Origin of the sequence: Pseudomonas boreofloridensis (assembly GCF_030580795.1) — a bacterium.
Taxonomy (GTDB): Bacteria; Pseudomonadota; Gammaproteobacteria; order Pseudomonadales; family Pseudomonadaceae; genus Aquipseudomonas; species Aquipseudomonas boreofloridensis.
Window position 1 is genome coordinate 39,503 of the sequence record NZ_JAUQOQ010000006.1, and the last position, 17,922, is coordinate 57,424.

The window sequence follows — 17,922 nt, forward strand, 5'->3', positions numbered from 1 at the left end:
CTGGGTGAGTCTGTAAAAGCTTTAGCGCGCGCCCATTTGCCGCAGCTTGGCCACCGACCTGAATCGGTAGCCCACGGCCCTGACCGTGCTCGGTACTTGCATGACCCCTGCGGCTTCGAGCTTGCGCCGCAAATTATGGACATGCGTGTCGATCACGCGGCTCTGGGCATCGCTGTCGGGCATGCTCGACGCCAGCAGCTCTTCGCGGGTGAAAGCTTTGTAGGGGGTTTTAAGCAGTGCAGTCAGCACACCCAGTTCGGTCCGAGTCAGACTCAGCAGGACCGAGTCTCCGTCGGCAGTGCGCACGCCACCGACCAGGGCGTCGAGGTCCACCCAGACACCGTCGCATTCGAGGACGCTTCGCGACGCCTGCGCTGGCCAAGCACGGCGCAGTACAGTCTGAATGCGCGCCGCAACCTCTCTTGGGTTATAGGGTTTGAGAATGTAATCGTCTGCCCCTTGGCGCAGTACGCCGATTTTTTCCGTGACGTCGGCCGCGGCGGTGAGGACGATGACGGGCGTTAGGCAGGTTTGACGCAGTTCGAAGAGAAATCGATGTATGTCTCTTCCTGGCAAGGTGATATCCAGCAGGACCAGCGCTGGATCGAAATGGCGAAATAGGGCTTGGCCTGGAATGCCGTCGTGTACGACCGTGGTTTCGAAACCTTCCCTTTTCAGATAGGTCGCCAGCACGCCTGCCCCCTCGGAGCGGTCTTCAATGATGAGGATTCGTCGATGATTCAAAAGCACCTCGGGTGACAAACCGCGCTCAGTCCACCGTGAACAACAGGGCGAGCGCTGCATGGAAATCAGCCGTTTTACGCAAGATGCCCGATCAACGCCCGCTGACTTTTCTCCAGATCACTGGGCCAAAAGCGACTCCGGCACTCCGTCCGACAGACGTCCATCATCTGAGGGGGCACACGACCGTCCACGGCCAATGGGGAAGTAGGTGATACCGTGCCTGTGCATCCGCTCGGGATCGAAGAGATTTCTGCCGTCGATGATGACCGGTGCGTTCAGGCGATCTTTGATTGCCTCGAAATCCGGGGCCTTGAACTGTTGCCACTCTGTGCAGATAACCAAGGCGTCCGCCCCCGTCAGCGCCGCCTCAGGCGTGCCCATCAACGACAGGCGCGCATCGTGGCCGTAGGCGCGTTGGGTTTCCAGCATCGCCTCTGGATCGTAGGCATTGACCCGCGCCCCGTGGGCCCACAGTGATTCCATGAGTACTCGGCTGGGCGCATCACGAATGTCATCGGTGTTGGGCTTGAACGCCAGTCCCCAGAGCGCGAACACCTTGCCGGTGAGATCGCTGCCGAAGTAGCTCTTGATGCGTTCGAACAACTTGCTTTTTTGCCGCCCATTGATCGCTTCCACAGCCTCCAGCAGGTCGCTCGGGCATTGCACCTGCTGCGCGCTGTTGATGAGCGCGCGCATGTCCTTGGGAAAGCATGAGCCGCCGTAGCCGCAGCCTGGGTAGATAAAGTGGTAGCCAATTCGGGGATCTGCCCCCATGCCCAAACGCACCGACTCAATGTCGGCGCCCACGTGTTCGGCAAGTTCGGCAAGTTGGTTGATGAAGCTGATCTTGGTGGCCAGCATGCCATTAGCTGCGTATTTGGTCAGTTCGGCGCTGCGCAGCGTCATGAACAGCATGCGGTCATGGTTGCGATTGAATGGCTCATAGAGTTCGCGCATCACCTGACGCACCGCTTCGCTCTCGGTCCCGATGACGATCCGGTCGGGTCGGCGACAATCAGCCAGTGCCGCACCCTCCTTGAGAAACTCCGGGTTCGAGGCAATTTCGAACTCCAGTGAGCGCCCCGCATCGTCGAGTCGCCGGCGAATGTGCTGGCGCAGGCGATCACCGGTACCCACCGGCACCGTGGATTTCTCCACGATGATGACCGGTGCTGAGCGGTGAAGGCTGATCTGATCCGCCACCGCGAAGACTGCCCCCAGATCTGCCGCACCGTCTGCCCCCGGGGGCGTGCCGACCGCGATGAATTGCACATGCCCGTGCTCCGCAGCCAGACGAGAGTCGCCGGTGAACTGCAATCGGCCGCTGTCCAGACCCTCGCGCAGCAGTGTCTCGAGCCCCGGCTCGAAGATCGTTGCCAGGCCCCGCGACAGTGCGTCCACCTTGTTCTGATCGATGTCCATGCACACGACATCATGACCGACTTCCGCCAGCACACTGGACTGCACCAAACCGACGTAGCCGCTTCCATAGACCGTGATTTTCATTGACTCTCCTTGCAACACTGCACAGGGCAGTCGCGGCTCGCACCGCAGGTATTCATTAGCCATACGCCGGCCACTATCAGGCCCACGCCCACTGTCTTGATGGCCGAGAAATGGGTGTCGAAAAAGGGCAGGCTGGCCGACAGGATGTAGACCAGCGCGTAGCTCAGGCCAAGCAGGCCGTAGGCCCTGCCCAGAGGCAGCTGGCTTAGGGCTCGTAGCCAGAAGCCGAGTGAAACCGCGTAGGCCACGACACCGCCCGCTACCCAGGCGACTGCACCCCTGGGCCACGTGGCCCAGGCCCAGTCGCAAATCGCTGGCAGCCGAGTCATGCCCCAGTGCATGGCTAGCTGCGCAGCGCTGACCAGCAGCACGCTCGTCCAGGCAGCGGCCAGACCTGTGCGGGGGCTCATGACAGCCCCCCCAGCATCAGCACGCCACTTGCGATCAGGGCGATGCCTGCCAGATTTCGGCCTGGCAGCACTTCGCCGAACAGGTAGCGCCCAGCTAGCGCCACCAGCACGAAGTTCAGGCTCAGCATTGGATAGGCGACACCGACATCCATGTGCCGAAGCACGCCCAACCAGCAGCCCAGGCCCAGCACCAGACTGATCGATGCCAGCCATGGCCAGGGGCAGTTCAGAATGGCCCACCGCGAGGTGCCGCTGGCCAGCGCCGCCCAGGATTGAGCCGTGAACTTCTGCGCGATCTGCCCGCAGCAGGTCAGCAGCGAGGTGGCGAGTATCAGCAGGATGATCATGGGGTCTGCTCGAGAATGACGAGCGACAAGTGCCCCGATGCGTACCGTCTGCCGCCAGGGAGCTGCGGCAGATGGCGGCCAGAGCCGTCCTTGCTTCTCAGTACGACGGCGACCGATCCCGTTTTTCGTGTCTCGTGCAACCACGCCTGAAAGGCGTCGGGTGCGACGCTGCGATGACTGTGTTCGGGGTATGACAAGCCGTACTTCAGTTCACCTCTGGTGCCGTAGAGGGTGACATCGGGTCTTTTTGTAAGCCACGCCAACGCCGAGGCGGCGCCCAGGTCATTGCTCACCAGGTGCGTTACGTTCATCAGTTCCGGCAGATGCGTGGCAATGAACGTGTCAGGTGTCTTGTTGTTCACCACACGTGCGGGCATCGCCGCTGGCAGGATCGCGATCAGCATCCAAAGACCCAACAGCGGGGCATACCACAAGCGGATGGGCATGATTGCCTGGACCAGACCACACAGTCCCCACACGGCGATGACGATGACTATCAGGCTTAACGCCAGAGGTTCATCGACATAGACAGGCTGTTTCCACTGCACGAAGACCAGGCCGCCGCTGGCAATCACGGCGATGCCGAGATTGATCCAGCCGTTGAAGCGAAGGGCTGCACCCTCGTGCTCGCTCAGGCGCCGGTCGATGGCATGGGCCATCATCAGTGCCAGGGGCATCAGGCACGGCATGATGTAGGTCGGCAGCTTGCCACGGCTCAGGCTGAAGAACAGGAACGGTAACACCAGCCAGAGCCCCAGGAAGACCATGTCGGCGGATGAGCGCTCGCGCCACGCGTGCTTGAGGCTGACCGGGAGCAGGCCGGCCCAGGGCAGTGTGGCGGCGAGCATGAGGGGCAGGTAGAACCACCAGGGCCGCAGGTGTTGGGCGTCTTCGGCAGCGAAGCGTCGAATGTGCTCATGCCAGAAGAAGAAGCTCCAGTAATCCGCCTCCCTGGCATGCACGCTCAACGCCCAGGGTGCGCACACCAACAGCGCCACTAGCACTGCGAGCGGCCCAAACTTCAGCAGTGGCTTGAAGCACTTGTGACAAACGGCGTAAGGCACGGCGATCAGCATCGGCAACAGCAGAGCGAGGAACCCTTTGGTCAGGAATCCCATGCCGCAGGCCAGTCCAAGCACCACCCACAGCCCGAGTCGCTGTCGGATCGTTGAGGCGTTAAGCGCGCACCACAGTGCCGCAAGGCTGAGATTGACCCACCAGGTGAACTGAGGGTCCAGGTTGCTGTAACCGGCCTGCCCGGCAATCAACCCGAAGCTTGCGTAGAACGCCGCTGCCAGCCAACTGGTACGCCGGTTGTGCCAGATGCGCTGGGCCAGCAGGAATATCAGCAGGGTGCTCATGGCTGTGGCGAGCAGCGATGCGATGCGTACCCCGACAAGGTTCTCGCCGAACAGGGCTTGCCCTGCGGCGATCATCCAGTAACCGGCTATGGGCTTTTCGAAATAGCGCAGGCCCATGAAATGGGGGGAAACCCAATCACCGCTGAGCAGTATTTCCTGGCCGATTTGCGCGTAGCGCGTTTCGTCCGGGATCCATAGACCATGGTTGCTTAACGGCAGGGCATAGAACAGGACGAAGATCAGGACGATCAGTGACCACTGTTGGACGCGACTCATGTATGACGAACCCCCACCCAGCCTTCGCGGCCCGCCACCGCCCCGCGTACTACAGGGGCGATCGGCAGCCTCTGGATATCCTGCGGCAGCAGCGTACCGAGGGGCTTGAAGTCGATGCCGCGCCAGGCGGCGCGTTTGAGCAGTTGTTCGAATCCACTGGCCATGCTCCGGCCTTCCACTTCGGCATGGACGGTATAGACGCCATCGCGGCTGGCGGTCAGTTGATCGAGGATGAGCTCGTTGAAGCTGTTCAAGGACAATCCAGGCCTCGTCATTTCGTCGAAAGTCGGTAGGCTCACAGGAATCTGCGGGGTGCCTGGGCATTCGTCGGACAGTAGCGGCAGGAAGATTCCGCAGCCTCGGCAGTCGCTGTTGTAGCGAAAATCGAGCGCCTGCTTGGCCGAAAGGATAGGGGTGTCAGCCCGCCAGCCGGGTGCTGCCGAACAGGTCACCGATTGGCCAATGATGTCTTCGAGGCATTCCTTGCCCTGACGCACCTGATCGACCAGAACGTGATCCGGCCATCGGCCGGCGTGGGCTTGCCAGGCGTAGTGATCCCAGGCGTGCAAGCCGATCTCATGACCTGCCTCCTGGGCGCGCCGCATGATCGGTGCCAACTTGTTGCCTATCGACTTTCCAGGCCATGCCGTGCCGGCCAGGAGCACGTCCCATCCATAAAGGCTGGCGGCCTTCGAGCGCAGCATCTTGTGCAGGAATGCCGGGCGGGCCAGTCGCCAGAGGTGACGCCCCATGTTGTCGGGGCCCACGCTGAAAAAGAAGGTGGCCTTGACCGCAGCGGCGTCGAGCAGATCGAGCAGCGCGGGCACGCCTTCACGCGTGCCGGTAAAGGTGTCCACATCGATCCGCAATCCCACCCGACTCATTGGCCTCTCCCGCGCTCGCGGAGCGCTTCGTTGAGGAAAAAGTCCAGGGTCTTGGCGATGGTCTGTTCCAGATCGACGGTCGGCTGCCAGTGCAGCAAACGTCGTGCATTGGCGATGCGTGGTTTGCGGTGGCTGACATCCTGGTAGCCGTCGCCGTAGAACGTGCGGTTCTCCACCAACTGAAACCCGGCAAAGGGCGGGAACTCGCCGCGTAGCGGGTGCGCATCGAACTGACGCAGCAAGGCTTCGCCCAACTCGCGGATGCTCGCCTCGTTCTCGGGGTTGCCTATATTGATGATCTGCCCGTCGCAACAACTTCCTTCGTTGTCGATAATGCGCGCCAGCGCTTCGATGCCGTCGGCGACATCGGTGAAGCAGCGCTTCTGTTCGCCACCGTCGACCAGGCGTATGGGGGTGCCTTCCACCAGGTGCAGGATCAGCTGGGTGATCGCTCGCGAGCTGCCAATGCGCGCCGAGTCCAGGCGATCCAGGCGCGGGCCTACCCAGTTGAACGGACGGAACAAAGTAAAACGCAGACCTTGCTTCCCGTAGGCCCAGATGACTCGGTCCAGCAGTTGCTTGGAAACCGAGTAGATCCAGCGCTGTTTGTTGATGGGGCCTACGACCAGGTTCGACCTGTCCTCGTCGAACTCCGGATCCTGGCACATGCCATAGACTTCCGAAGTGGAAGGGAATATCACGCGTTTTCCGTACTTCACGCAGTAGCGGATGATCTTGAGGTTTTCTTCGAAGTCCAGTTCGAAGACGCGCAACGGGTTGCGGGTGTACTCGATGGGGGTGGCGATGGCGACCAGCGGCAGTACGACGTCGCATTTCTTGACGTGGTATTCGATCCATTCGCTGTGGATGCTGATGTCGCCCTCGACGAAGTGGAACTGTGGATTGTCCTTCAACCGTTCGATGGCATCCGAGCCAATGTCCATGCCATGGATTTCGTAGTTGCCGTCACTCAACAGTCGCTCGGACAGGTGATTGCCGATGAAGCCATTGACGCCGAGGATCAGCACCCGCGTCGGGCGTTTTGCAGGCGGGTGCGCCGCGTTCAGCGACGCTCCCTCCACAAGGCCCAGCTCACGGGCCAAGCCCGCACCGCAGAGATACAGACCGTGGTCGCCGCGCTGTGCATGGCGCACCACCAGCGAATCTTCCCCGCAGGCGATGCGCAACGGATCGGCGCACAGCACCGTGCCAGGCGGCTGACCGAGGTTGCCTGGGATGACATCGGCGTCCCAGATCAACAACTTGTGCTCACTGGTCTGACAATAGGCGCCAGGGTAGGGATGGGTCAGCGCACGGATCAGGTCGTACAGCCGTTTGGCCGGGTGCTGCCAGTCGATCAGGCCATCGGCGGCCGTACGGCGGCCGTAGTAGCTGGCCTGGGTTTCATCCTGCAGCACCTCTGCAAGGCCACCGGCCGCCAGTAGTGGTAGCTTTTCGCGCAGCAAGCCAATGGTTGCTGCGCGCAGTTTCTGTTGAAGCCTCAGACCAGTGTCGGTCTCGGCGATGGCTACCGGAACTTGAGCAAGGATCGGCCCGGCATCGGCGCGTCCGACCATTCGGTGCAGGGTGACGCCGGTCTGCGTCTCGCCGTTGATGATGGCCCAGTTCGCTGGGGCTCTGCCTCGGTAGCGTGGCAGCAGGGACCCGTGCAGGTTGAATGCGCCGCGCTTGGCGCAGGCGAGGATACACTCGCCCAAGAGCTGGCGGTAATAGAAGGAAAACAGGAAGTCCGGCTCGAGCTCGCGAATGCGCTGCACCCACAGGGGATGATTGACGTCTTCGGGGGCGTAAACCGGGATGCCACGCTCAGCGCACAGACGCGCTACGGAGCCGAAGAAGATCCGTTCCTGAGGCTGATCGATGTGGGTGAAGACCGCGCAAATATCGTAACCGGCTTCGAGAAGTGATTCGATGCCGGTGCAACCGATATCGTGATAGGCAAAGACAACGGTTTTGACGTTCATGTCGTCAGGATTCCCTGGCAGAAGGAAGCGGATTGGCAGGCTCCGGCGGTACCGGGCGCGAAGCAGGACAGGCTCTGATAACGTGCTCGATCAGAAATCGCGGGCGCGCCCTGACGTCGCTGTACAGGCGGCCCAGGTATTCGCCCAGCAGCCCCATGCCCAGCAACTGGACGCCGCTGAACATGAACAACACGGCGAACAACACGAACAGACCGTTACCGGCCCAGGCCGCGCCAAATGTCAGGCGCAGCAGCACCAGCGCGCAGGCCAGCACGAAGCCAGCACTGGCCATGGCTGCACCGCACAGACTCAACAGGCGCAGGGGCATGTTGGTCATGCAGGTGAGCAGATCGAACATGAGGTTGAGCAGGCCCATCGGGCTGTACTTTGACTCGCCATGCTCACGCTCGGCATGGGCGACGCGGATTTCGCAGGTGTGGCGGGCGAAGCTGTTGGCCAGCACGGGAATGAAGGTGCTGCGTTCCTGGCACTTGAGCATGGCGTCGACAATCGGGCGACGGTAGGCGCGCAGCATGCAGCCATAGTCGTGCATGGCCACCCCGGTGGCGCTCTTGACCGCTCGATTGACAAGCCGCGAGGGCCAGCGTCGCCATGCTGAGTCCTGGCGGCGCGCGCGGACCGAGCCCACCACGTCATAGCCACAGGCGGCTTGCTCGACCAGCCGTGGAATTTCCTCAGGTGGATTCTGCAGGTCGGCATCCAGGGTGATGATCAGATCCCCGGCGGACTGCTCGAAGCCTGCAAAAATCGCCGCATGCTGGCCATAGTTTCGGTTCAGCAGTACGGCCACCACCGGGCTGCCCTCGACCGAGGCTGCCTCCTGCATGATCGTCGAGGAACGATCGCGACTGCCGTCATCCACCAGGATGAGTTCGAACGGTTGCGACAGACGACTGCAGGCGGCAAGCGTCCTGCTCAACAACTGGGGAAGGCTTGCCTCTTCGTTGAATACCGGAATCACGATCGAGACGAGTTTGAATGATGCCGGCTTCATCCTCGGCGCTCCAGGCAGTGTTCGATGGCTGAAACAACCCGTTCAACGTCGTGGCTCTGCATGTCGGGGAACAGTGGAATCGAGCACAGCCGCGAAGCATTCCATTCACTCTCCGGCAGTCGAACATCCGGGTAGGCCTGGCGGTAGTAGGGGTGCAGGTGTGCAGGAATGAAGTGGATGCCGCAGCCAATACCCTGGTGCTTCATGGCGTCCATGAACGCGTCGCGAGTCAGGCCACAGGCCTGCTCATCGATGCGCAGGATGAACAGGTGCCAGACGTGGCGGATCGGGTAGGTCGGAACAGCCAGCGGCTTGACGGGCAGATCGGCCAGGCGAGCGGTGTACTGTTCGGCCAGCGCGTGGCGCCTGGCATTGAGTGCTTCCAACCGTCGCAACTGAACCAGCGCCATGGCCGCATTGATGTCCGCCAGGTTGTACTTGAAGCCTGGCTCGATGACCTGCGCCTGGGGGCGCCGGCCTTGGCTCGAGCGGTCAAACGCGTCAACTTCCAGTCCATGGAATTTCAGGCGCCGCACGCGATCGGCCAACGCGTGGTCGTCGGTGACCAGCATGGCGCCTTCGGCGCAGGTCAGGTTCTTGATGGCGTGGAATGAAAAGATGGCGGTGCCGCTGGCGCCGATCCGAGCATCGCAATACTCGGTTCCCACCGCATGGGCAGCGTCTTCGATCAGCGCAATGCCGTGCTGTTCTGCAAGGGCTCGCAGAGGTCGCAGGTCCAGTGCGGCTCCGGCGAAATGAACGGGTATGATTGCCCGCGTTCGCGGGGTGATGGCGGCCTGTACATGCTGTGCATCGCACATCAGGGTGTGCCGATCGACGTCCACGAACACCGGCGTGGCGCCGATCAGTGAAATGATGTTGGCTGTCGAAACCCAGGTCAGCGAAGGCGTGATGACTTCATCTCCTGGGCCGATCCCCAACGCCAGCAGCGTGACGTGCAATGCGCCGGTAGCACTGGACAGTGCAACTGCATGTTTGCCGCCCACGTACTCGGCAAAGCGCTGTTCGAGCTCCAGATTTTTCGACCCGCTGGTGATCCAGCCTGATCGGAGCACCTGTGCAACGGCGGTAATCTCTTGCTCGCCAATGCTCGGACGAGAAAAGGGTAGAAAATGCTCGGTCATGCAGACCTCGGTAGCCGACTTGAAGGCAAGGAACCCATTGGTTCCTCGAAGCGCCGGGATCCTAGCGAGGTCGCATCAAGGTTTTCTTCAAGCAGTCTGAACGAAGGCTGAACGAACGGAAGCTGAGGGGGTTAGCAGAAGGGCGATGTGTGAGGTGCAAGGTCGAGCCGAAGAACAGAGGCCCCTGACAGCCCGCCCTCGTTGGCCGGCACGCTTTCTTAGAAGTCGTACAGCTTCACGGGCGTATCGCGCAGGATCATCGTGCGCACGCGGTCATCCGGTGCCCATTGCAGCAACAGGTCCAGCAGCGCTGCATCGTCCGGCTTCTGCTCTGGCGCCAACGTCGGGTGCGGCCAGTCGCTGCCCCACACCAGGTGCTGGGGATAGCGCGCGATCAGCGTGCTGACGACTATGCCCACATCCTGATAACCCGGCGCACCGACGGCTGAGCGCAGGTAGGGCGCCGACAGCTTGACCCAGGTGCGCCCAGCGTCGAGCAGTCCTGTGAGCGCGGCGAATGCCGTGGATTTCAGGCCCTCTGGCTGCGGTACGTGGCCCAGGTGATCGATCACCAGCTTGCTCGGCAGCTTAGCCAGGCGCGGTGCCACCTCCGGCAGCAGCGGCCCGGTAGCGACCTGGACGTTCCAGCCCAGTTCGTCCACACGGGCGGCCAGCGCTTCGATGCCATCCAGGGCCTGGGTGCCGACGCTGAGGTTGAAGCGGATACCGCGAACGCCGGCCTGATGGAGGTGTTCAAGCTCGGCATCGGTGATGCTGCTGGCCACCACCGCGACCCCTCGCGCATCGCCGCGACTGCGCAGCAGTCCGTCGAGCATGACGCGGTTGTCCGTGCCGTAGGTCGAAGGGGTGACGATCACCATGCGACGTAGCCCGAGACGCTGCTGAAGCTCGCGATAGTCCTCCAGCGAAGCGTCCGGCGGCAACAACGTGGCGCCAGCGGCGGCGGGAATACGGCTGTCGTACAAATGCATATGGCAGTCGATGCTGCCTTGAGGTGGCACCAGGCGAGCTGGCGCCTCGCCTTGGCTGAACGGCACCTTGGCCAACACCCCAGTGGAAGCGGCAGCGCCAAGGGCGCCGGCCACCTGCAGAAAATGGCGACGAGTAAGAGACATCGCAAACCTCGTTTTATTGTTGTAGTGAAAAGACGACGCCCACGTTCCTCGACGGAAGGCGGGCGTCGATGCGTACGGTGCAGAATTACTTGGCGCCGAGCGCCGCCGCCGCTTCGGCTTGCTCGAGCTGGCGTTTGCGACCGATCACCAACACCATGACGCCGGCCAGGGTGCACAGCGCCGCCAGTGGCATCAGCGCCAGCGCGTAGCTGTTGGTGGCGTCATGGATGGCGCCGTAGACGTTCACCATCAGGCCACCGCCGATGAGGTTGGCCATCGCGCCCACGGCCGCCAGGCCGGCGGCAGCGGTGGAGGAGGACAGCCAGCCGGACACCAGCGCCCAGAACGGCCCTTTCATCGAGTAGGCGCCCACCAGCACCATGGTCAGCATCACCACGGTGGCCGGTAACGACGAGGTGAACAGGGTCATCAGCAGGCCAGCCGCGATCAGCAACATGGTCATTGCCGTGTGCCAGCGACGTTCGCCCGTGCGGTCGGAGCTGCGACCCCAGACGATCATCAGCACTGAGGCGATGCCGTAGGGAATGGCGTTGACCAGGCCGATTTCCATCGACGTCAGGCCAAAGGTCTTGAGCAGTTGCGGGGCCCAGACGCTCATGGTGCTGCCCGCAGCAGAGGCGCCCGAGTAGATCAGCGCCAGCACCCAGATGTCCTTGTGGCGCAACAGCTTCCACAACGAAATATGGCCAATGGTGGTTTTCTTCGCCGCTTCCTCGGCCAGGCGTGTGGTCAGCCAGGCGCGTTGTTCGTCGCTCAGCCACTTGGCCTGCTCGGGGCGGTCGGTCAGCACGAACAGACAAGCGATGCCCAGCAGCACGGCGGGAATGCCTTCGAGAATGAACAGCCAGTGCCAGCCGCGCATGCCCATCCAGCCGTCCAGGCTCAGCAGCAGGCCGGAGAGCGGCGAGCCGATGAAGTTGGCGGCCGGAATGGCCACCATGAACAACGCCACCATTCGCGCACGGTAGGCCGAGGGCAACCAGTAGGTGAGGTAGAGCAGGACGCCGGGGAAGAAGCCAGCTTCAGCGGCGCCGAGCAGGAAACGCATCACGTACAGCGAGTTGGCGCCCTGGACGAAGGCGGTACCGGCGGAGATCAGGCCCCAGGTGATCATGATGCGGGCGATCCAGATCCGCGCGCCGTAGCGCTGCATGGCCAGGTTGCTGGGTACTTCGACCAGGAAATAGGCGAAGAAGAACAGGCTGCTGGCGAAACCGAAGACCTTGGCGGACAGTTCCAGGTCCTGGTTCATCTGCAGCGAAGCCATGCCGATGTTGCCGCGGTCGATGATCGCGATCAGGTAGCAGACGATGAGAAACGGCAGCAAGCGCCAGGCAACGCGGCGCATGGTCTCGCGCTCGAGCTCACTGGGCTGTGAAGTCACTGAAATCATTGTGCTCTCCAATTGTTGTTTTTCTGGAGTGAGGCTTGGCCCTGGCGCCTCCCGCACGGGCGGTCGCGCGCCAGGGATGGATGATCAGCTGTCGAACAGGTGCCGGTTGACGACGCAACGTGGCTCCAGTGCCTTGCCCTCCCAGACGTCGAGGACCTGCTGGAGCGCCACCAGACCGACACGGTCGCGGGCTTCGGTGGTATTGGCGCCCACGTGCGGCGTGGCGACCAACGTCGGCAGCCCCCACAGCGGGCTGTCGGCCGGTGGTGGTTCAGGGTTGAAGGTATCCAGGCCTGCGCCGCCGAGGCGTCGCTCGCTCAAGGCACTGACCAGCGCTGGCGTGTCGACCAGTTCACCGCGTGCCGTGTTGATCAGGATGGCGCCGGGACGCATGCGCTCGATTTGCGCGGCGCCGATAAGGTTGTGGTTGGTCTCGGTCAGCGGGCAATGCAGGCTGATTACGTCGCTGTCGGCCAGCAGGCGATCGAAATCCTCTTCGCGCTCGACATGCTCGCGTGCCGGCAACTGCTTGAGGTAGGGGTCGTAAACCTTGACCTTCATGCGCAGCGGCGCCACCAGGTCCATGAGGATGCTGCCGATCGAACCCAGGCCTATCAGGCCGAGCGTCTTGCCGCTGAGCTCGATGCCATTGGCCGAGGCTTTGTCCCAGTGCCCGTCGCGCAGTCGCGCATCGAGCAGGGCGGTCTGCCGGGCCACGCTGAACATCAGGGCGAAGGCGTGTTCGGCGACCGATTGGGCATTGGCACCCACCGCGATGGAGACCGGGATTCCGCGCTCGGCAGCAGCCTGGATGTCGATGGAGTTGTAGCCCACCCCGTGCTTGGCGATCACTTTGAGGTTGGCTGACGCATCGATCATGGCGCGGGTCAGGCTGCCCTGGCGCACGACGATGGCGTCGGGCTGTTCGGCGCGAATGATCGCCTCCAGCTCCTCGGCCGGCAAATAGGGCGTGGTCGGGATGATTCGGACGCCTTGGGCGGCGGCCAGGCGCATGGCCTCTTCGGCCAACTCTGGGCCGGTCAGCAGAATGGTGCGGGACATCATCGGTACCTTGTTCTTGTAGAGGACGGTATAGCCGTACAGGTTCGGCAAGGGTGAACACTATCATAATGAAATGGCGTTGCAACCATGTGCGCGCTAACTGCCAATAAGCCTTTGCATCGACACTAAAAATCCATTGATAATCCGCTAATGAAATGACATTCTAAAAACCTAGTCGGTCCGAGCCGATGAAATCGAATAACTCCAATAGAGGTAGGTCACATGAGCATTGGCTTCCAAGTGCTTGAACGCGCTCGTAAAGTGGGCGACGAATGGGTGGCTCGCTACCGCGAGGTACCGGTTGCGAACGTCAGCGACTCGATGAATCGCATGACAGCCGGCGGCGCCCGCCTGCGACCCATGCACCGCGAAGGCGTGCTGTGCGGCGCGGCGCTGACCGTCAAGGCCCGCCCAGGTGACAACCTCATGCTGCACTACGCGATCGATATCGCCGAGCCGGGCGATGTGATCGTGGTCGATGCCGGCGGCGACCTGACCAATGCCTTGATCGGCGAAATGATGGTCGCCTATGCGGTCAAGCGTGGCGTGGCCGGTATCGTCATCAATGGCGCCATTCGCGATGCGGCCAACATTAGCGCGGGCCAATTCCCGCTGTTTGCGGCCGGCGTTTCGCACCGCGGTCCCTATAAGGACGGGCCCGGCGAGATCAACGTGCCGATCGCCCTCGACGGTATGGTGATCCACCCCGGCGATCTGATGATCGGCGATGACGATGGACTGCTGTGCGTGCCTTATGATGAGGTCGCTGAGGTCTACACGCGTGCTACCGCCAAGCACAAGGCGGAAACGGCTCAAATGGAACACATTGCCCAAGGCACCAACGACCGCTCCTGGGTCCTGGAGTCCTTGAAGAAGAAAGGTTGCCTGCTGCCAGGCTGAACCCTATCCACGGCGCGCCTTGTCCAGGGCGCGTCGCAGGCGATGGGCGATGCTGGCGATGGGTCCGTCACTGAGGATTCGCATCGTTGCCCCACCTGTCGTCATCCCCTCGCGCCCGCTGGCCTTCGGCCATTCGGGCGCTCGCACATCGCAACTTCCAGATCTATTTCGCCGGCCAGGGCATCTCCACGTTGGGTAAGTGGGTGCAGCAGGTGGCGCTGGCGTGGCTGGCCTATCACCTGACCGGTTCTGCGGTGCTGCTCGGTCTGATCACATTTCTGTCGCTCATACCGCAACTGCTCATCGGCCCACTGGCCGGTGCCTGGATCGATCGTCACGACAAACGGCGACTGCTGATCATCGTTCAGTCGATCCTGGTGGGGCAGTCTGCCGTGCTGGCCCTGGCCACGTGGTGTGAATGGGTCGATGGCCCCTTCATCGCCGGCATGGCGCTGCTGCTTGGGCTGCTCAACGCGCTGGAAACCCCGCTGCGCCAAGCGTTGATCGGCAGCTTCGTCGATGAGCCTGCGGACTTGCCCAATGCGCTGGTGCTCAATGCCATGCTGATCAATGCCGCGCGTTTCGTCGGCCCGCCGTTGGCCGGTGGCTTGATCGCGCTGGCAGGCGAGGCGGCCTGTTTCGCCCTGACGGCGATCGGTTTCACCGCCTTGCTCGCAGGGCTGCTCAAGGTGCGCGGCGGTGATAGCCCGCGCGCCAGCGGTTCGACCGCGCAGGTGTTTCGTGAAGGACTGGCTTATCTCTGGCACACCGCCAGCGTTCGCCAGTTGCTGATCAATGTGGTGCTGGTCAACCTGCTGGCATCTTGCTACGCAGCGCTGCTGCCCATTCTGGCCAAGGGGGTGTTCGCCGGCGATGCGCGCATCCTGGGCTGGCTGTGGGGAGCTGCAGGGGCAGGTGCATTCGTCGCCACCGTGGTGTTGGCGGTCGGCGGCGCGTTGCATCGGCTGGGTCGGTTCACGGTCGCAGGCGCGTTGCTGTGCGCGGTGTCGCTGGTCGGCCTGTGCCTGGCCAACGTGCTACCGCTGGCGTTGGCCGCCTTGGCGATACTCGGTTTCGGCATCACCCTGAGCAACGTCAGTACCAATATGCAATTGCAGAGCGAGGCGCCAGGGCCTTTGCGCGGGCGCGTGGTGGCGTTCTATATCGCTTTGCGCTTTGGCTTCGAGGCGCTGGGCGGCATGATCGCCGGGGTGTTGGCCGCTCAATTCGGTGCCCCGGCTACGCTGGGCGTGGCCGGGGGCGCATTGGTGGCTGGGCTCGGTGTGGTACACCTCATGCGTCGCCGTCGCGCGCGGCGGTCGCCCCCTGCTTGATCAGGCGGTCTGACCCTGCGCGCGGGCATTGCGAGGACTGGCTGGGTCGCCCAACCAGAGCATCAAGCAGGTGCCGATCAGCAAAATCGACGCCACCGCGAAGAAGGGCAGGGTAAAGCTCTGGGTTGCATCCTTGATGACCCCGATCAGGAAGGGCCCGGTAAAACCGCCGAGATTGCCAATCGAAACGATCATGGCCAATCCGCCGGCCGCTGCGCGGCCGGTCAGGAAGGTCGATGGAATGGCCCAGAACGTCGCCTGGAACGACAGAATGCTCGCCACTGCCACGCACAGGCTGACGATTTTCAACAGGTTGTCGTTCACCAATGCAGCGCTGACCAACGCCAATGCCGCCATGGCCAAAGCGCTCACCACGTAAGGCAAACGTTGGCGACTCCGATTGGCCATGCGCGCCCACAACGTCATCGAGAGCGCGCCGAGCAGATAGGGTAGCGCCACGACGAAACCGACCGCGCCACTGGCTAGACCCATCCCCTTGATGATCTGCGGCAGCCACATGCCGATACCGATCGAGCCGACGATGCAGCAGAAGTTGATGGCTGCCAGGGTGAACACCTTAGAGTTGGTCAGGGCTGCGCGCAGCGTGTTGCCGTGGCTGGCGCCGATGGTCTGTTGCTCCTGAGCCAGGCGCTGCGTCAACCAGGCTTTTTCTCGCGCGTTGAGCCATTTGGCCTTGGCGGGCGTGTCCACCAGGACGAACAGGCAGGCGATACCGAGTAACACGGCCGGCATGGCTTCGGTCACTAGCAGCAGTTGCCAGTTTTTCAGTCCCCAGACGCCGTGCTGCTCGAGCAGCCACCCCGACAGCGGGGAGCCGATGATATTGGCCACAGGTATACCCAGCAGGAAGGCAGCGGTGGCCTTCGCCCGCCATTTGCCGGGGAACCAGTAAGTGAAGTACAGGTATACCCCGGGCGTGAATCCAGCCTCGGCCAGTCCTAGGAGGAAGCGGGCGATGCTGAAACTGATCGGCCCGGTGGCGAACGCGGTTGCCATCGAGATCAAGCCCCACGTGACCATGATTCGTGCAATCCAGATGCGCGCACCAAAGCGCTGCATCAGCAGGTTGCTGGGAATCTCAAACATGAAATAGCCGAAGAAGAATAGGCCCGCTGCCCAGCCGAACATCGTTGCTGTCAGTCCAAGGTCCTGGTTCATGCTGATCGCAGCGAAACCCACGTTGGTCCGATCGAGGTAGCTGATTACGTAGCAGGCGAAAATGAACGGCACCAGGCGCCACAGCACCCGGCGCATCAAGCGTTCGCCCTCGGCGTCGGTGAGCGGCGCCTGGGCTTGGGAGGTTTGGTAAGTCATGTGTTCACTCTTTTGTGATTGTTGTGAGTGGCCTAGCGAGCTGATCTCAGCGATGTGAATACATTGGCAGTCCCGCCGTGGCGGTGCGCACCTGCAGGATGCTTGCGCTTTCGGACTCGGTAATGAACAGGGTTTTGCCATCGGCGCCGCCGAAGGCCAGGTTGGTATTGCTGATGCCGGCGCAGGAGACAATCCGCTCCAGAGGCTCGGCCACCTTGGACAGCTTCCACACCGAGCCGAAGCCGGTATGGGCGATGTACAGGTTGCTCTGTTCATCCAGCGCCAGGCCGTCAGGCCCGCCCAGCCCACCGTGCAACTGGGCGAACACGCCCACCTTGCCGACGATGGAGCCGTTGCCCAGGGGAATTCGCCAGATCTGCTGGGCGCGTGTCACGGCCACCAGCAGGTGGTTGAGGTTCGGGTCGTAGACGATGCCGTTGGGGCTGGGAACGGTATTGAGCAAACAGCTCAAATTGCCCTGGCGGTCAAGTTTGTATATGCGCCCGCTGGCGTCCTGCAGGCCCGTCTGACCCTGATCGGTGAAGTACAGATCGCCGTTGGGGGCGAAGACCAGGTCGTTGACCCCCTTGAACCCCTCCGAACCCGCAGACTCAAGCAAAGGCTCGATGGCGCCGCTGTCTGGATCCAGCACCATGATCCCGCGCTTGTAGTCGGTGATGAAGATTCGCCCGTCCTGATGAATCTTCAGGCCATTGGGCCAGCCGTCGTACTGGCAGACCAGCTCCCATTCACCGGCAGGTGAAATACGGAAGATGCGCCCGAACGGAATGTCCGTCACGTACAGCCGGCCTTGCCGATCAAAAGACGGCCCTTCGAGGAAGGAATCGATTGCTCGGCCTTGACGATTGGCGTTGGCCCAGGCGGTGGGGCGCGCATCGCGGAATCGATCGGGAAGGCGGGTGAATACCTGGGTTTCGACGCGCGGCGGGGCAGAAAAGAAGCTCATGGGCGCTCCATTCGGGTGGACCGAACGTGGCAACGTTCAGCAGATTGTTGGTTTATTTATCGCAACATCGTTTCAAAATAAATCATTAAGTCAAGACTTTT

At 62.3% G+C, this 17,922-nt stretch carries 16 protein-coding genes; 2 read left to right on the forward strand and 14 right to left on the reverse strand.

The genetic code is table 11. The features are described from left to right. Window positions 1-21: 21 nt before the first annotated feature. From Q6A47_RS09245 to Q6A47_RS09300, 12 genes are all read right to left on the reverse strand, one after another. Window positions 22-762: a response regulator transcription factor gene (locus Q6A47_RS09245; RefSeq protein ID WP_240326847.1), complete on the reverse strand. Its 741-nt coding sequence runs from the start codon at window positions 760-762 to the stop codon at window positions 22-24. 99 nt (window positions 763-861) lie between these two features. Further along, window positions 862-2,250, reverse strand: a complete 1,389-nt coding sequence (locus Q6A47_RS09250) for a UDP-glucose dehydrogenase family protein (protein ID WP_029613409.1) — start codon at window positions 2,248-2,250, stop codon at window positions 862-864. Next, complete coding sequence (arnF, locus tag Q6A47_RS09255; RefSeq protein ID WP_116888405.1) at window positions 2,247-2,660, reverse strand: 4-amino-4-deoxy-L-arabinose-phosphoundecaprenol flippase subunit ArnF; 414 nt, start codon at window positions 2,658-2,660, stop codon at window positions 2,247-2,249. Before arnF ends, Q6A47_RS09250 begins: the two co-directional genes overlap by 4 nt. Continuing rightward, entirely contained in the window at window positions 2,657-3,007 is a 351-nt protein-coding gene (locus Q6A47_RS09260) for a DMT family transporter (protein WP_295481846.1), read from the reverse strand. The genes arnF and Q6A47_RS09260 overlap by 4 nt, the downstream gene beginning before the upstream one ends. After that, a complete protein-coding gene (gene arnT, locus Q6A47_RS09265; protein WP_304484097.1) occupies window positions 3,004-4,644 on the reverse strand; it encodes a lipid IV(A) 4-amino-4-deoxy-L-arabinosyltransferase in 1,641 nt (546 codons plus the stop codon). Before arnT ends, Q6A47_RS09260 begins: the two co-directional genes overlap by 4 nt. Further along, window positions 4,641-5,528: a 4-deoxy-4-formamido-L-arabinose-phosphoundecaprenol deformylase gene (gene arnD / locus Q6A47_RS09270; protein WP_039578135.1), complete on the reverse strand. Its 888-nt coding sequence runs from the start codon at window positions 5,526-5,528 to the stop codon at window positions 4,641-4,643. The genes arnT and arnD overlap by 4 nt, the downstream gene beginning before the upstream one ends. Next, the gene (gene arnA, locus Q6A47_RS09275) at window positions 5,525-7,513 is read right to left on the reverse strand and encodes a bifunctional UDP-4-amino-4-deoxy-L-arabinose formyltransferase/UDP-glucuronic acid oxidase ArnA (RefSeq protein ID WP_304484098.1); all 1,989 of its coding nucleotides are present in this window, start codon (window positions 7,511-7,513) and stop codon (window positions 5,525-5,527) included. Before arnA ends, arnD begins: the two co-directional genes overlap by 4 nt. A 4-nt stretch (window positions 7,514-7,517) precedes the next feature. After that, window positions 7,518-8,528 (reverse strand): glycosyltransferase, encoded by a 1,011-nt coding sequence (locus Q6A47_RS09280; protein WP_295481853.1) that lies wholly within the window; start codon window positions 8,526-8,528, stop codon window positions 7,518-7,520. Next, window positions 8,525-9,673 (reverse strand): UDP-4-amino-4-deoxy-L-arabinose aminotransferase, encoded by a 1,149-nt coding sequence (gene arnB, locus Q6A47_RS09285; RefSeq protein WP_304484099.1) that lies wholly within the window; start codon window positions 9,671-9,673, stop codon window positions 8,525-8,527. Before arnB ends, Q6A47_RS09280 begins: the two co-directional genes overlap by 4 nt. 218 nt (window positions 9,674-9,891) lie before the next feature. Then, window positions 9,892-10,809: an amidohydrolase family protein gene (locus tag Q6A47_RS09290; RefSeq protein ID WP_304484100.1), complete on the reverse strand. Its 918-nt coding sequence runs from the start codon at window positions 10,807-10,809 to the stop codon at window positions 9,892-9,894. Window positions 10,810-10,894: 85 nt separating this feature from the next. Beyond that, window positions 10,895-12,223, reverse strand: coding sequence for an MFS transporter (locus tag Q6A47_RS09295; RefSeq protein WP_304484101.1), 1,329 nt, complete (start codon window positions 12,221-12,223; stop codon window positions 10,895-10,897). An 84-nt stretch (window positions 12,224-12,307) separates the two neighbouring features. Then, entirely contained in the window at window positions 12,308-13,285 is a 978-nt protein-coding gene (locus Q6A47_RS09300; protein ID WP_304484102.1) for a hydroxyacid dehydrogenase, read from the reverse strand. Between the two features lie 222 nt (window positions 13,286-13,507). Here Q6A47_RS09300 and Q6A47_RS09305 point away from each other — a divergent pair, with 222 nt between their 5' ends. Then, the gene (locus Q6A47_RS09305) at window positions 13,508-14,185 is read left to right on the forward strand and encodes an RraA family protein (protein ID WP_304484103.1); all 678 of its coding nucleotides are present in this window, start codon (window positions 13,508-13,510) and stop codon (window positions 14,183-14,185) included. 131 nt (window positions 14,186-14,316) lie between these two features. Then, the gene (locus Q6A47_RS09310; RefSeq protein WP_304484246.1) at window positions 14,317-15,519 is read left to right on the forward strand and encodes an MFS transporter; all 1,203 of its coding nucleotides are present in this window, start codon (window positions 14,317-14,319) and stop codon (window positions 15,517-15,519) included. Here Q6A47_RS09310 and Q6A47_RS09315 read toward each other — a convergent pair whose 3' ends face one another. Together Q6A47_RS09315 and Q6A47_RS09320 are read right to left on the reverse strand one after the other, a co-directional pair. Then, entirely contained in the window at window positions 15,520-16,854 is a 1,335-nt protein-coding gene (locus tag Q6A47_RS09315; RefSeq protein WP_304484104.1) for an MFS transporter, read from the reverse strand. A gap of 46 nt (window positions 16,855-16,900) precedes the next feature. Further along, window positions 16,901-17,821 carry an SMP-30/gluconolactonase/LRE family protein gene (locus tag Q6A47_RS09320; RefSeq protein ID WP_304484105.1) on the reverse strand — a complete coding sequence of 307 codons (921 nt, stop codon included), beginning with the start codon at window positions 17,819-17,821 and terminating at the stop codon, window positions 16,901-16,903. Between the last annotated feature and the right edge of the window lie 101 nt (window positions 17,822-17,922).